Origin of the sequence: Streptomyces sp. NPDC014733 (assembly GCF_043083385.1) — a bacterium.
Taxonomy (GTDB): Bacteria; Actinomycetota; Actinomycetes; order Streptomycetales; family Streptomycetaceae; genus Streptomyces.
The window spans coordinates 354,995-369,993 of the sequence record NZ_JBIBYO010000001.1 but is presented as its reverse complement, the minus strand read 5'-3'; the positions used below and the strand labels follow the sequence as shown (position 1 = coordinate 369,993).

Below are 14,999 nucleotides of genomic sequence, written 5' to 3'. Positions count from 1 at the left end.
GGCCCCACCCGTGGCATCGGCGCGGACCACGACCCCCTCCGGGCCGCCGTCCCGCGGCGGCCGCCCGCCCGCGGCCGAACCACCACCACCGCCCCGTCCGACGAGGAGCACGACACATGAACGTCCACCCGACCGCACGCCATGAGCACCAGGGGGTCGCCCGATGAGGGTTCTGCTCATCGGCGCCAACGGCTACCTCGGCCGTTACGTCGCCGACCGCCTGCTCGCCGACCCCGCCGTCCAGCTGACCGTGCTGGGCCGCGGCGACGACGCCGACGTCCGCTTCGACCTCGCCACCGGCAGCCCGGGCGCGCTCACCCGCTTCCTCGACGCCGTCCACCCCGGCGTCGTCGTCAACTGCTCCGGCGCCACCCGCGGCGGCGCCCGCGACCTCACTCGGCACAACACCGTCGCCGTCGCCACCATCTGCGAGGCGCTGCGCCGCAGCGGCTGCGGCGCCCGCCTCGTCCACCTCGGCTGCGCCTCCGAGTACGGCCCCTCGCAGCCCGGCTCGTCCACCGCCGAGGACGCGGTGCCCCGCCCCGGCGGCCCCTATGGCGTCAGCAAGCTCGCCGCCACCGAACTCGTCCTCGGCTCCGGTCTGGACGCGGTCGTGCTGCGGGTCTTCTCACCCGTCGGGCCCGGCACCCCCGCGGGGTCGCCGCTCGGGCGGCTCGCCGAGGCGATGCGCCGCGCCATGCAGTCCGGCGACGGTGAGCTGAAGCTCGGCGGGCTCGGTGTGCAGCGGGACTTCGTCGACGTCCGCGATGTGGCGCGGGCGGTGCACGCCGCCTCGCTCTCCGCCGCGCAGGGCGTGGTCAACATCGGCACCGGCCGCGCGGTGCGGCTGCGGGAGGCCGCGTCGGTCCTCGCCCGGGTCGCCGGTTTCGGCGGTGCGCTGCACGAACTGGACTCGCCGCCCGCCCGGTTGATCATCCCTGGCCCGTCCCCGGAACACGGCGTCGCGCCGCCCACGTACCCCTACCCGGACGGCTGCGGCACCTGGCAGCAGGCCGATGTGCGCACCGCGCGCGACCGGCTCGGCTGGCGGCCGCGGATCGGACTGGAGGAATCGCTCGCCGACATCTGGATGGAGGCCGCATGCCGCATCTGACCACCGCGGGCACGACCCGCGCCCCCACCGGCGCCGGCCCGTTCGGGGTCGGCGTCCCGGGCATCGCCCACCCGCTGCTCGCGCCCACCGAGTGGGCGGAACTGCTGCGGGTCTCCCGGGGGTTCGTCGCCCCCCGGGAGGCCCCCCGGGGTGTGGCGGGCACGGTGCCCGGCTACACCCCGGTGGCCCCGGTCCACTGGGCGGTCCTCGATGTCGCCCGGGGCCCCGGGGAGCGCCCCGACCCGCACTGTCTGCCCGTCGCGGCCCGGCTGCGTGAGACGGGTGTCCGACTGCTGGGACATCTCGATCTGCGGTACGGCACCCGGCCCTTCGGGGAGGTGATCACCGACGCCCACCGCTTTCTGGAGTGGTACAAGGCCGACGGTTTCCTGCTGGGCCGCGCCCCCGCCGGCCGGGAGGAGCTGCCCGCCACCCGCCGTACCGCCGCCGCCCTGCGCGGCCTCGCGGACGGCGCCCACCTCGTCCTCGGGCACGGCACCCACCCGCACCCGGGGTACGCCGAATCCGCCGACCAACTCCTCACCTTTGCCGGGCCGTGGACCGAATACCGCTGGTCACAGGTGGCGGAGTGGACCGCCGACCACCCTCCCGAGCGGTTCTGCCACCTCGTCCACGGCCTGCCGCGCACCCATCTCGACGAGGCGCTGCGGATCGCCCGCCGGCAGGGCGCCGGAACGGTCTTCTTCACCGACCGGCAGGACCGCGGCGGCGACGCCTGGGAGACGCTGCCCGGCTACTGGGACGATTTCGTCTCGCGCATCGGAACGGGTGTCTTGGAATGAAGACGGGCGTGGCAGTGTTACGGACAGAACAACCGTACTGACCCACACCGACCAACCCCCTTGTTGAGGTCTTCCGTGTCGCTGCCACCCCTGGTCGAGCCCGCTTCGGAGCTCACCGTCGACGAGGTCCGCAGGTACTCCCGCCACCTGATCATCCCCGACGTGGGGATGGACGGGCAGAAGCGGCTGAAGAACGCGAAGGTGCTGTGTGTAGGCGCCGGCGGCCTGGGTTCGCCCGCCCTGATGTACCTGGCCGCGGCCGGCGTGGGCACCCTGGGCATCGTGGAGTTCGACGAGGTCGACGAGTCGAACCTGCAGCGCCAGATCATCCACAGCCAGTCGGACATCGGCCGCTCCAAGGCCGCTTCCGCCAAGGACTCGGTGCTCGGCATCAACCCGTACGTGAACGTGATCCTTCACGAAGAGCGGCTCGAGGCCGAGAACGTGATGGACATCTTCAGCCAGTACGACCTGATCGTGGACGGCACGGACAACTTCGCCACCCGCTATCTCGTCAACGACGCCTGCGTGCTGCTGAACAAGCCGTACGTCTGGGGCTCCATCTACCGCTTCGACGGCCAGGCGTCCGTCTTCTGGAGCGAGCACGGCCCCTGCTACCGCTGCCTCTACCCGGAGCCCCCGCCCCCCGGCATGGTGCCGTCCTGCGCCGAGGGCGGCGTCCTCGGTGTGCTCTGCGCCTCCATCGGCTCGATCCAGGTCAACGAGGCCATCAAGGTCCTCGCCGGCATCGGCGACCCGCTCGTCGGCCGCCTGATGATCTACGACGCACTGGAGATGACGTACCGTCAGGTCAAGGTCCGCAAGGACCCGAACTGCGCGGTCTGCGGCGAGAACCCCACCGTCACCGAGCTGATCGACTACGAGGCCTTCTGCGGCGTCGTCTCCGAGGAGGCCCATGAAGCGGCGATGGGCGCGACGATCACGCCCCAGCAGCTCAAGGAGTGGATCGACGCCGACGAGAAGATCGAGATCATCGACGTCCGCGAGCCGAACGAGTACGAGATCGTCTCGATCCCCGGCGCCAGGCTGATCCCGAAGAACGAGTTCCTGATGGGCAACGCCCTCCAGGACCTGCCGCAGGACAAGAAGATCGTCCTGCACTGCAAGACCGGCGTCCGCTCCGCCGAGGTCCTGGCCGTCCTCAAGTCCGCCGGGTTCGCCGACGCGGTCCACGTCGGCGGCGGCGTCATCGGCTGGGTCAACCAGATCGAGCCGGAGAAGCCCGTGTACTGACCGTGCCCGGGAGCGCGGTCCGCGCCCCCGCCCGCACACGCCGAAGGCGCCGTCCCGCACCGTGCGGGACGGCGCCTTCGCCCTGTCCTGATCCGGCCGTGCCTCAGATCTCGCCCTTGCGGGTCAGATGCGTGAAGGCCAGCCAGCCCGGCAGCACCGGCAGCCAGAACGTCATCAGCCGGAACAGCAGCACCGCCGGGAACGCGACGTCACCGCCGAGCCCCGCCAGCGTCAGCGCCGTGATCAGCGCACCCTCGACCGCGCCCACACCGCCCGGCGTCGGCGCCGCCGAGCCGAGAGCGTTGCCGGCGAGGAACGCCACCGCGATGCTGGCGTAACTGAGCGTGTCGCCGCCGCCGAAGGCGCGGATGGAGGCGTCCAGGCACATCACGTTGGCCGCCGTCAGCAGCAGCATGCCGCCGATACCGGTCACCAGCTTCCCGGGCCGCTGGAGGATGTCCAGCATCCGCGGCACCACCCCGGCGAACAGCGACCGCACCCGCGTCACCACGAACTTCCGCAGCGCCGGCACCGCCGTCACCACCAGCACCAGCACCGCGACCGTCAGCAGCCCGGCGATGACCGTCCGGGACGGCGACAGCTGATCGTCGCCGCTCTCCGTCCCCGTCAGATAGCCGAACGTCAGCAGCAGCAGGACGTGCGCGCCCAGACCGAACAGCTGCGAGGCGCCGACGCTCGCCACCGCCAGCCCCGGCCGCACCCCCGCCCGTTGCAGGAACCGCGTGTTCAGCGCGACACCGCCGATCGCGGCGGGCGCCACCAGCTTCACGAAGTTCCCCGCGATCTGCGCGAACACCGTCCGGACGAACGACACCTTCTCGGTGACGAAGCCCAGCAGGCTCATCGCCGCCGCGATGTACGTCGTCCCGGAGAACACCATCGCGACCAGCACCCAGACCCACTGGGCTTCCTTGATCACATCGAGCAGGTTGAAGTGGGCGACCTGCGACATCAGCTGCGACAGCAGCAGATACGCGGCGAACGCACCGGCGATCCAGCTGATCAGGATCCGCGGGCTCAGCCGCTCCAGCTTCGCCGGTTCGATCACCGCCGTCGGACGGATCAGCAGCACCTGCCGCCGGATCTGCGCCAGCAGGTCCTCCTCGCGCGCCTCCTCCGACGCCTCGTCCAGCGCCCGTTTCTCCTCCGCCTTCGCCCGCGCCCGCATCGCCCGCAGCCGCTTGCGGTCCGCGGGCCCGGACGCCGCCAGCTCCTCGCGCGCCTCCTTCGCGGACCGCGACAGCTCCAGCACCGCCTCCCGCTCCCGCGCCGACCGCTCCCGGGCCCGCTGCCGCAGCGTCGCCCGCGTCGTCCGGCTCAGCGCGATCGGCTGGAGCAGCGGCAGACTGTCCGCTACCGCGTCCGGCCCCAGCACCTCCACCGCGACCGCCACCGACCGCTCCGCGCCGACCCGCAGGCCCAGCGTCGTCAGCAGCTGCGCGACATCCATCCGCAGCACCAGATCGCCCGCGGCGATCTCGCCGCCGCGCAGCTCCGTCAGCGTCACCCTGCCGGAACGATCCACCAGCAGCGCGTCGCCGACCAGCCGCCGGTGCGCGATCCGCCGCGACTGCAACGCCGCGACCTGCTCCCAGGCGCTGCGCATCACCGCATCGGTGATCTCCTCGTCCGCCAGCGCGTCCAGCCGCCGCCCGCCGATGTGCTCGTAGACCAGCATCACCGCGTCCGGGCCCAGCTCCGAGGTGGCGATCAGCTTCGGCGCGCGGGCGCCCGCGGCGATCGCGGCGTACGCCAGCAGCGCCTCCTGCTCCAGCGCCTGCCGCAGCGACTGCAGGCTGCGGCGCTGGTTGATGCCGCGCAGCGACAGCCGCCGCCACACCCGGTAGAAGAAGCCCTGCGCCTGCTGCTCGCGGTCGACGACCGTCACATCGATGGGCGGCCCGTCCTCCCGCGTCACCAGATAGCGGCGCCCGCGGTCGGAGTGCTCGGGGTGGTCCGGGTTGGCGACGTCCTCGGCGCGCAGCGCGCTCACCGGACGGAACCCGACCCGCCGCAGCCCGGCCAGCAGGTTCTGCCCGGTGGGCCGCACGTTGGGCGTACCGACGGCGTACAGCGTGCCGTACGCCACCGTCCAGCCGATCAGCACCGTCGTGACGATGGCGAACGGGGTGGTGTACCGGCCGACCAGCACCGCGAACGCGTCCAGCAGCAGCACGCACCACATCGCCACCCGCCACCGCGGGCGCCGGGACATCCCCACCGCCGTCATGTACGCGATGACCGGTGCGAGATAGCTGTGGACGGGCGTGGTCAGCGACCCGTCGTGCATCCGCTGGGTCAGCGCCGCCCGGATCGACTCGGGCGCCGCCTCCGCGACCCACAGGTCCGTCGCCAGGGACACCCCGTGCGCCAGCACCGCGGCCAGCACACCGTCGGCGATACGTAGCCCGTCGCGTTTGATCAGCCGCTCGACGGCGAACGCCACCGGGACGATCAGCACCGCCACGCTCGACGCCAGACCCGCGAAGTTGATCAGCAGCCGCGGGGCCTGGCCCGCGCCCTTGCCGATGTCGTCGGCCAGCCCCTGCGTCGTGGCGTGCGCGAACGCCGCCAGCGCCAGGACCAGCGCGATCCCCGCGATGCCGAGCAGCAGCCGCAGCAGATCGGCCGGGCGGTGCACCCGCGCCGGCAGCAGCGGCTCGTCGCCGGACACCCGGTCCGCGTGCTCCGCACCGCCCTCGCACTCCGCGCTGTCACACGTCGCCAGGTGCGAACCGGTCCGGGGCACGCCAGCGTCCCCGCCGGAGGCCGCGGCCGCGGCGCCCGCGGGCCGCTCGGGCCCGGCGTGCTCCACGTCCGGCTGCGGTCCGGCTCCCGTCTCGTGCCCCTGCGGCGTCCGCCGCCCGTCGTCGCCCGCGTGAGGTGCGGGCCCGTCGGGTCTCTCGGACGCCCCGGGTCGTTCGGCCTTCTCGATCGTGCTCGCCTTTTCGGTCGCGGAGGCCGCGGACGGCCTCCGTTGCTGCTTCCCCTGGCCCGCCGCCGGACGGTCGGCCCGGCGCCTGGGCGCCGTGCCTCCCGGGACGGTGGCGGCGGCTCCCGGCTGCCGGGCGCCAGGGTCATCCGTCACCCGCGAAGGCGCCGCGCCCTGCCGTCCGGACGTCGCATTTCGCTCACGTCTCACCAGTCACCGCCCGGAAGATGGTGGCACGCCCGTGCGGGGGCCGGGGGGATCAGGGTGCTTTTCGGGGCCGCGAGAAGCGGAAGCCAAGCCCCCGCTACCGGCCCGGCGACCGCCGCACCACCCGCCCCGAGCCTCCCGCATCCCGGGCCCGCGCGCAGGCCGCACACCACAGCCGCACGGCCCCCGCCGCGCGCCCCGTGCCGTTGTCGGCGGGGTACGGCAGGATGGACCGAATGAGTGGCCACAGCGACGGCACCGCACCTGACCCCTCCGAGGACGACGGCCCGCCCCCGGAGGGCGCCCGCCCCGCACCCGAGCTGCCCGACTACGCCGAACGCGTCCTCGGCACGGCCGAACGCATCCCGCCCGGCCACGTCCTGACCTACGGTGACGTCGCCGCCCGCCTCGCCGCCGAGGACCGCGACGGCCACGGCTCCGGCGGCCCCCGCCAGGTCGGCCGCGCCATGGCCCTCTACGGCGGCGCCGTCCCCTGGTGGCGCGTGGTCCGCGCGGACGGCGCCCTGCTCCCCGGCAGCGAACACCGCGCCCTCGCCCACTACCGCGCCGAAGGCACCCCGCTGCGCACCGCCGCCGACGGCACCGTGCCCCGCCTCGACATGCGCCGCGCCCGTTGGGACGGCCCCCTGGGACCCACCGCCGACTGTGAGGTTTCCGACACCGCCCCCGCCGCCCGGCACGTCGTCGACCTCACCCACCTCCCCGGGATCCCCGAGGGCGCTCTCCCCACCGGACCGGCCGGCCCCGCCGACGGCGACGGCCCCCCGGCCGACGCCCCCGCCGCAGGTCGCGGCCGCGACACCGGCCGCCCCGCCCCCGCCGGCCCCGCCCCGCGGGCCCGGCGCCACGGCCGGCCGGCGCACCCCTGAACCGGCACGCCCTCGCCGCCCCGGGACGCCCTGTGGACAACCGCCGTCCCGTCCGCCGTCTGGCGTAGCGTCGAGGTCCGGCGCCGCGCGGCCGCACGGACCCGGCAGAGCGACGCCGCGGCCCCGCGCCGTCACGCCCCGCACCCCGTCCGCCCGTCCACCCCGTACCTCCACCAGAACCGGCGATCCACGTGAGCTCCTCCTTCTCCGACACACCGCGACGCCCGCACCCCCGCGCGCCGCGGCGGGACGCCCCCGGCCCGTACCGCCTGGTGCGGACCGACGTGGGGAGCGTGGAGCCTCCTGCCTTGGACGCGGCGCAGCGCGAGGTGGTTCAGCACGGTGAGGGGCCGCTCCTCGTCCTCGCCGGGCCGGGCACCGGCAAGACCACCACCCTCGTCGAGTCCGTCGCCGCCCGCGTGCGCCGCGGCACCGACCCCGAGCGGATCCTCGTCCTCACCTTCAGCCGCAAGGCCGCCGTCGCCCTCCGCGACCGCCTCGCCGCCCGCCTCGGCACCACCGCCCTCCCGCAGGCCACCACCTTCCACTCCTTCTGCTACGCCCTGGTCCGCGCCCACCAGGACGCCGAACTCTTCGCCGACCCGCTACGGCTGCTGTCCGGCCCCGAACAGGACCTCGTCGTCCGCGAACTCCTCGCCGGCCAGGCCGGCCTCGCCGCCGCCGGACGCGCCCGCGTCACCTGGCCCGACGAACTCCGCGCCTGCCTGACCACCCGCGGCTTCGCCGACGAGGTCCGCGCCGTCCTCGCCCGCAGCCGCGAACTGGGCCTGGGCCCCGACGCCCTCGCCGCCTTCGCCCGCCGCACCGGCCGCCCCGACTGGGGCGCCGCCGCCGCCTTCCTCGCCGAATACCTCGACGTCCTCGACGCCCAGGGCGTCCTCGACTACGCCGAACTCGTCCACCGCGCCGTCCTCCTCGCCGAGGACGCCGACACCGGCGTCGCCGCCCGCCTCACCACCGCCTACGACGCCGTCTACGTCGACGAGTACCAGGACACCGACCCGGCCCAGCTCCGCCTGCTGACGGCCCTCGCCGGACCCGGCACCACCCGCGGCGCACCCGGCACCCCCGGCCGCACCCTCCTCGCCTTCGGCGACCCCGACCAGTCGATCTACGCCTTCCGCGGCTCCGACGTGAACGGCATCCTCGACTTCCCCACCGCCTTCCCCCGCGGCGACGGCACCCCCGCACCCGTCGCGGTGCTCACCACCGCCCGCCGCCCCCGCGCCGCCCTGCTGGCCGCCACCCGCGAACTGGCCCGCCGGATGCCGCTCACCCGGCTGCCCGCCGCCACCGTCCGCGCCCACCGCGAACCCACCGCCGTCCGCCCCGGCGGCCGCATCGACGTCCTCACCTACCCGACCCCCGGCGCCGAACTCGACAACATCGCCGACCTGCTGCGCCGCGCCCACCTGGAGGACGGCGTGCCCTGGCACGACATGGCCGTCCTCGTCCGCGCCGGCGCCCGGTCACTGCCCGGCATCCGCCGCGCCCTCACCTCGGCGGGCGTCCCCCTCGACATCGACGGCGACGACCTCCCGCTCCGGGACGAGCCCGCGGTGGCGCCGCTGCTCACAGCGTTGCGGGTGGCCGCTCAGGGAGCGGTGGGCCGCGCCGCCGCGACGGCCGGGGGCGCGCCCGCACCGCAGACGCCGGACACCGGGTCCGCACCGCAGACGCCGGACACCGATGACGTCCCGGGCGCTCCCGACCCCGCCGCGTCCGCCACGTCCGCCGAGGACACCGACCTCGCGTCCGCCGAGGACGCCGACCCCGCATCCGCCGCGCCCGCGACGGACGCCCCCGCCCCGGGCGCCCAGGACAGCACCGTCGCCCCCGCCCACCTCACCCCCGAGACCGCCCTCGACCTGCTCACCTCGCCGCTCGGCGGGATGGACGCCGCCGACCTGCGGCGGCTGGGCCGGGCGCTGCGGGAGGAGGAACGGGCCGCCGGCGCCGCGCTGCCGCGGCCCTCCGACGAACTGCTCGCCCGCGCCCTCGCCGAACCCGGACGCCTCGTCGCCCACGACCCGGCCCACGCCCGCGGCGCCCAGCGCCTCGGCCTCCTCCTGCGCACCGCCGAAGACCTCCTCGCCGCCGGCGGCACCGCCGAAGCCGCCCTCTGGGAACTGTGGAACGGCACCCCCTGGCCGCAGCGCCTGGAGCGCGCCGCCCACCGCGGCGGCGCCGCCGGACGCAACGCCGACCGCGACCTCGACGCCGTCGTCGCCCTCTTCGAGACCGCCGCCCGCGCCGAGGAACGCACCGGCGGCCGCGGCGCCCTCAACTTCCTCGAAGAGCTCGACGCCCAGGACATCGCCGCCGACACCCTCACCCGCCGCGTCCCCACCCAGGACGCCGTCCGCCTGATGACCGCCCACCGCGCCAAGGGCCTCGAATGGCGCCTCGTCGTCGTCGCCGGCGTCCAGGAAGGGCTCTGGCCCGACCTGCGCCGCCGCGGCTCCCTCCTCGAAGCCGACCGCATCGGCCGCGACGGCCTCGCCGAACCCCTCACCCCCGGCGCCCTCCTCGCAGAGGAACGCCGCCTCTTCTACGTCGCCGCCACCCGCGCCCGCGACCGCCTCGTCGTCACCGCCGTGAAGGCCGCCGCCGACGACGGTGACCAGCCCTCCCGCTTCCTCACCGAACTCGGCACCACCCCCCAGGACGTCACCGCCCGCCCCCGCCGCCCGCTGGCCGTCGCCGCCCTCGTCGCCGAGCTCCGCGCCACCACCGTCGACCCTGCCGCCACCCCCGCGCTGCGCGACGCCGCCGCCCGGCGCCTCGCCCGCCTCGCCGCCCTCCGCGACGACGACGGCCGCCCCCTCGTCCCCGCCGCCCACCCCGACAACTGGTGGGGCCTGCACGACCCCACCCACAACACCACCCCGCTCCGCGACCGCGACCACCCCGTCGTCCTCTCCGGCAGCGCCCTCGACCAGCTCGCCCGCACCTGCGCCCTCCAGTGGTTCCTCGGCCGCGAGGTCAAGGCCGACGCCCCCGCCACCGCCGCCCAGGGCTTCGGCAACGTCGTCCACGTCCTCGCCGACGAGGTCGCCTCCGGCCGCACCCCCGCCGACCTCGCCGTCCTCATGGAGCGCCTGGACTCCGTCTGGGACACCCTCGCCTTCGACGCCCCCTGGAAATCCCGCCAGGAGAAGGAGAACGCCCGCGCCGCCCTGGAACGCTTCCTGCGCTGGCACACCGACGAACGCGACCTGCGCGGCTCCACCACCGCCGCCTCCGAGCACGACTTCGACGTCACCCTCGACGCGGGCCCCCACCAGATCCGCATCCGCGGCACCATGGACCGCGTCCAACGTGACGACCAGGGCCGCGCCTACGTCGTCGACTTCAAGACCGGCAAGCAGAAACCGACCGGCCCCGAGGTCGCCCACCACCCCCAGCTCGCCGTCTACCAGCTCGCCGTCGGCCAAGGCGCCCTCGACGACGCCTTCGGCGGGCAGACCCCCGACACCGCCGGCGCCCAACTCGTCCACCTCCGCCTCGGCGCCCCCCGCAAGGAGGGCGGCGACGCCCTGCCCGCCGTCCAGACCCAGCCGCCCCCGGACGGCACCTGGATCGGCGGCCTCCTCGCCGAAGCGGCCGGACGCGTCCTCGACGAACGGTTCACCCCCACCACCGGGACCCACTGCACCCACTGCGCCTTCCGCGCCTCGTGCAGCGCACAGCCGGAGGGGCGCCAGATCATCGAGTGACGGCCGGACCACCGAGTGACGGTCAGGGGCCGGTCACCGGCCGGCGGGCGACGGGCCGCGGCACGGCGCGGGAGCCGGACCCAGACCCGGCCCCCGCTCCCTCCGTAACGACATCTCCGCAGGTCACCCCCGGTACGCACGGCACTCCGGCCCCGACTGTCAGTCCCGCCCGTTACCGTTTTCGATGTGTCCGCGCCACTCAACGACCCCGAGCAGCTCAAAGAACTCCTCGGCATCCCGTTCACCCCGGAGCAGACGGCCTGCATCACCGCGCCGCCCGCCCCGCAGGTCATCGTGGCCGGCGCCGGATCCGGCAAGACCACCGTCATGGCCGCCCGCGTCGTCTGGCTCGTCGGCACCGGCCAGGTCGCCCCCGAACAGGTCCTCGGCCTCACCTTCACCAACAAAGCCGCAGGCGAACTGCGCGACCGCGTCCGCACCGCCCTCCACGCCGCCGGCGTCACCACCCCCGCCGACGACCCCACCGCCCCCGACGGCCACCCCGGCGAACCCCGCATCTCCACCTACCACGCCTTCGCCGGCACCCTCCTCAAGGACCACGGCCTGCGCATCGGCATCGAACCCGGCGCCCACCTCCTCGCCGACGCCACCCGCTTCCAGCTCGCCGCCCGCGTCCTGCGCGCCGCCCAAGGCCCCTTCCCCGCCCTCACCACCTCCCTCCCCACCCTCGTCGACGACCTCCTCGCCCTCGACGCCGAGCTCGCCGAACACCTCGTCACCCCCGACCGCCTCCAGGCGTACGACACCGAGCTGCTCGCCACCCTCGAAAACCGCCCGCTCACAAACGCCGACCTGCGGAAAGTCCCCGAGACCGCCCGCGCCCGCCGCGAACTGACCACCCTCGTCGCCGCCTACCGCGACGCCAAACGCCGCCGCGACCTCCTCGACTTCGGCGACCAGATCGCCCTCTCCGCCACCCTCGCCACCACCCGCCCCGACGTGGGCGCCCTCCTCCGCGACGAATTCCGCGTCGTCCTCCTCGACGAATACCAGGACACCTCCGTCGCCCAGCGCCTCCTCCTCTCCGGCCTCTTCGGCGCCGGATCCGGCCCGCACGCGGGACACGGCACCGGCCACGCCGTCACCGCCGTCGGCGACCCCTGCCAGGCCATCTACGGCTGGCGCGGCGCCTCCGTCGCCAACCTCGACGACTTCCCCGCACACTTCCCGTTCCCCGACGGCACCCCCGCCCGCCGCTTCGCCCTCAGCGAGAACCGCCGCAGCGGCGGCCGCCTCCTCGACCTCGCCAACACCCTCGCCGCCCCCCTCCGCGCCCGCCACACCGGCGTCGAAGCCCTCCGCCCCGCCCCCGGCGCCGAACACGACGGCACCGTCCGCTGCGCCCTGCTGCCCACCCACGCCGACGAGCTGACCTGGCTCGCCGACCACCTCGCCCACCTCGTGGCCACCGGCACCCCGCCCGGCGAGATCGCCGTCCTGTGCCGCACCGCCACCGACTTCGCCCGCATCCAGAGCGAGCTCGTCGACCGCGACCTCCCCGTCGAGGTCGTCGGCCTCTCCGGCCTCCTCCACCTCCCCGAGATCGCCGACCTCGTCGCCGTCTGCGAAGTCCTCCAGGACCCCACCGCCAACGCCGCCCTCGTCCGCCTCCTCATCGGCCCCCGCTGGCGCATCGGCCCCCGCGACCTCGCCCTCCTCGGCCGCCGCGCCCGCACCCTCGTCCACCACACCGGCCCCGCCGACGACCCCGACCGCCGCCTCGCCCAAGCCGTCGAAGGCACCGACCCGGCCGAAACGCTCTCCCTCGCCGACGCCCTCGACACCTTCCTCGAAGCCGACGGCCCCGACGACGGCCTCCCCTTCTCACCCGAGGCCCGCGTCCGCTTCGCCTACCTCGCCACCGAACTCCGCGACCTGCGCCGCTGCACCGGCGACCCCCTCATGGACGTTCTCCACCGCGTCCTCGCCACCACCGGCCTCGACGTCGAACTGGCCGCCTCCCCGCACGCCCTCGCCGCCCGCCGCCGCGAAACCCTCACCACCTTCCTCGACACCGCCGCCGGATTCGCCGCCAAACAGGGTGGCGCCGCCCTCGACGGCGACGCCACCCTCACCGCCTTCCTCGGCTTCCTCCGCACCGCCGCCCGCCACGAAAAGGGCCTCGACAGCTCCCTGCCCGGCGGCGACAACACCATCAAGATCCTCACCGCCCACAAGTCCAAGGGCCTCGAATGGGACGTCGTCGCCGTCCCCGGACTCGTCGCCAAGCAGTTCCCCAGCGAACAGCCCCGCGACTCCTGGACCACCCGCCCCAAGGTCCTCCCGCACACCCTCCGCGGCGACGCCGCCACCCTCCCCGACGTCGACACCTTCGACGCCCGCGGCCTCAAGGCGTTCAAGGAGGCGATGAAGGACCACCAGTCCACCGAGGAACTCCGCCTCGGCTACGTCACCTTCACCCGCCCCCGCTCCCTCCTCCTCGGCTCCGGCCACTGGTGGGGCCCCCAGCAGAAGCGCCCCCGCGGCCCGTCCGCCTTCCTCGAAGCCCTCCGCGTCCACTGCGAGGCCGGCCACGGCGAGATCGACGCCTGGACCGACCCGCCCGAGGACGACGCGGAGAACCCCACCCTCACCGACGAGGCCACCACCCACGACTGGCCCCTGCCCCTCGACCCCACCGCCACCACCCACCGCCGCACCGCCGCGGCCACGGTCCGCTCCTACCTCTCCCGCCTGCCGGACGAGCCCACCACCGCGGCCGGCGCAGCCCGGATCCCGGACCCGCGCCGCGACGGCCACGGCGCGCCCGCCGCCACGCCGTACGACGATCCCGGCCTCCCCGAGGAGCCCGACCCGTTCGACGCCCCGGCCCCCTACGGAGAGCCCACCCCCCACGACGCGCCCGACCCCTACGGGGGCCCCGAGCCGTTCGACGCCCCCGACCCGTACGCGGACGCCGACCCGTACGCGGACGCCGACCCGTACGCGGACGCCGACCCGTACGGGGACCCCGGCCCGTACGCGGGCCCCGATCCGTACAGCGACGCCGACCCGTACGGAGCCGCGCCCGCACGCCCCGCCACCGAGGACGGTCCCGCCCACCACCGGGGGAGCGAACCCGCCCACCGCCGGGGGAGCGGCACCGGCGCAGCCCGCCCCGACGCCGACGCACCCGACCTCTTCGCCGGCGAGGCGGACCTTCTCCCGGCCCACCCCCCGCACCACCCCGCCGTCCCCGGCCCCCGCCACACCGGAACAGCCACCCCGTACACCACCGGCCACCACACCCCAGGCCACGAGGGCACCGACGCCGACGCCGCCCTCCTCCCCGAGGACCGCCGCACCCTCGCCTCCTGGGACCGCGACCTCGACGCCCTCACCGCCGAACTCCGCCGCGCCCGCGCCGGCGCCCGCGACGTCCCCCTCCCGCACGCCCTCAGCGCCACCCAGCTGATGCACCTCGCCGCCGACCCCGACGCCTTCGCCCGCGAACTCGCCCGCCCCACGCCCCGCCCACCCCAGCCCGCCGCCCGCCGCGGCACCCGCTTCCACGCCTGGGTCGCCTCCCGCCACGAAGAACTCCCCCTCCCCCTCCACGACCCCGACGACCTCCCCGGCGCCGACCCCGAAGCCCACCCCGACATCGCCGACGAGAGCGACCTCGAAGCCCTCAAGGAAGCCTTCGCCCGCACCCCCTACGCCCACCGCACCCCGCACCGCGTCGAAGCACCGTTCCGGATGACCCTCGCCGGACGCGTCATCAGCGGCCGCATCGACGCCGTCTACACCACCACCGGCCCCGACGGCGACGACCACTTCGAGATCATCGACTGGAAAACCGGCCACACCCGGGACGCCGACCCCCTCCAACTCGCGATCTACCGCCTCGCCTGGGCCGAACGCCACCACCTGCCCCCCACCGCCGTCGACGCCGCCTTCCTCCACGTCCGCACCGGCACCCTCATCCGCCCCACCCACCTCCCCGGACGCCCCGAACTCGAACGCATCCTCCGCGGCGAGACCGCCGACCGCCCTCACCCGGAAGGCCGATAGGCT

Annotated in this window: 7 protein-coding genes; 6 read left to right on the top strand and 1 reads right to left on the bottom strand. The window is 75.3% G+C overall.

Features of this window, described 5'->3' with window-relative positions; genetic code table 11:
* Nucleotides 1–163 precede the first annotated feature (163 nt).
* From ACF1BH_RS01615 to moeZ, 3 genes are all read left to right on the top strand, one after another.
* Nucleotides 164–1,114: an NAD(P)-dependent oxidoreductase gene (locus ACF1BH_RS01615; RefSeq protein WP_030287263.1), complete on the top strand. Its 951-nt coding sequence runs from the start codon at nt 164–166 to the stop codon at nt 1,112–1,114.
* Nucleotides 1,102–1,917, top strand: coding sequence for a spherulation-specific family 4 protein (locus ACF1BH_RS01610; protein ID WP_391640373.1), 816 nt, complete (start codon nt 1,102–1,104; stop codon nt 1,915–1,917). Before ACF1BH_RS01615 ends, ACF1BH_RS01610 begins: the two co-directional genes overlap by 13 nt.
* Nucleotides 1,918–1,992: 75 nt before the next feature.
* Nucleotides 1,993–3,171 carry an adenylyltransferase/sulfurtransferase MoeZ gene (gene moeZ, locus ACF1BH_RS01605; RefSeq protein WP_391640372.1) on the top strand — a complete coding sequence of 393 codons (1,179 nt, stop codon included), beginning with the start codon at nt 1,993–1,995 and terminating at the stop codon, nt 3,169–3,171.
* Between the two features lie 103 nt (nt 3,172–3,274).
* Here the strand turns inward: moeZ and ACF1BH_RS01600 are convergent, their stop codons facing one another.
* Complete coding sequence (locus ACF1BH_RS01600; RefSeq protein ID WP_391640983.1) at nt 3,275–6,127, bottom strand: lysylphosphatidylglycerol synthase domain-containing protein; 2,853 nt, start codon at nt 6,125–6,127, stop codon at nt 3,275–3,277.
* Between the two features lie 440 nt (nt 6,128–6,567).
* Between ACF1BH_RS01600 and ACF1BH_RS01595 the strand changes: the two genes are divergently transcribed.
* The 3 genes from ACF1BH_RS01595 (at nt 6,568) to ACF1BH_RS01585 (ending at nt 14,996) form a co-directional block, all read left to right on the top strand.
* Entirely contained in the window at nt 6,568–7,221 is a 654-nt protein-coding gene (locus ACF1BH_RS01595; protein ID WP_391640371.1) for an MGMT family protein, read from the top strand.
* A 191-nt stretch (nt 7,222–7,412) separates the two neighbouring features.
* Nucleotides 7,413–10,961 (top strand): ATP-dependent helicase, encoded by a 3,549-nt coding sequence (locus ACF1BH_RS01590; protein ID WP_391640370.1) that lies wholly within the window; start codon nt 7,413–7,415, stop codon nt 10,959–10,961.
* Nucleotides 10,962–11,147: 186 nt separating this feature from the next.
* The gene (locus ACF1BH_RS01585; protein WP_391640369.1) at nt 11,148–14,996 is read left to right on the top strand and encodes a UvrD-helicase domain-containing protein; all 3,849 of its coding nucleotides are present in this window, start codon (nt 11,148–11,150) and stop codon (nt 14,994–14,996) included.
* Nucleotides 14,997–14,999: the final 3 nt, after the last annotated feature.

Coding starts and splice junctions, on each gene's coding strand:
- ACF1BH_RS01615 (WP_030287263.1), top strand. CDS start 164: ATGAGGGTTCTGCTCATCGGCGCCAACGGCTACCTCGGCCGTTACGTC.
- ACF1BH_RS01610 (WP_391640373.1), top strand. CDS start 1,102: ATGCCGCATCTGACCACCGCGGGCACGACCCGCGCCCCCACCGGCGCC.
- ACF1BH_RS01595 (WP_391640371.1), top strand. CDS start 6,568: ATGAGTGGCCACAGCGACGGCACCGCACCTGACCCCTCCGAGGACGAC.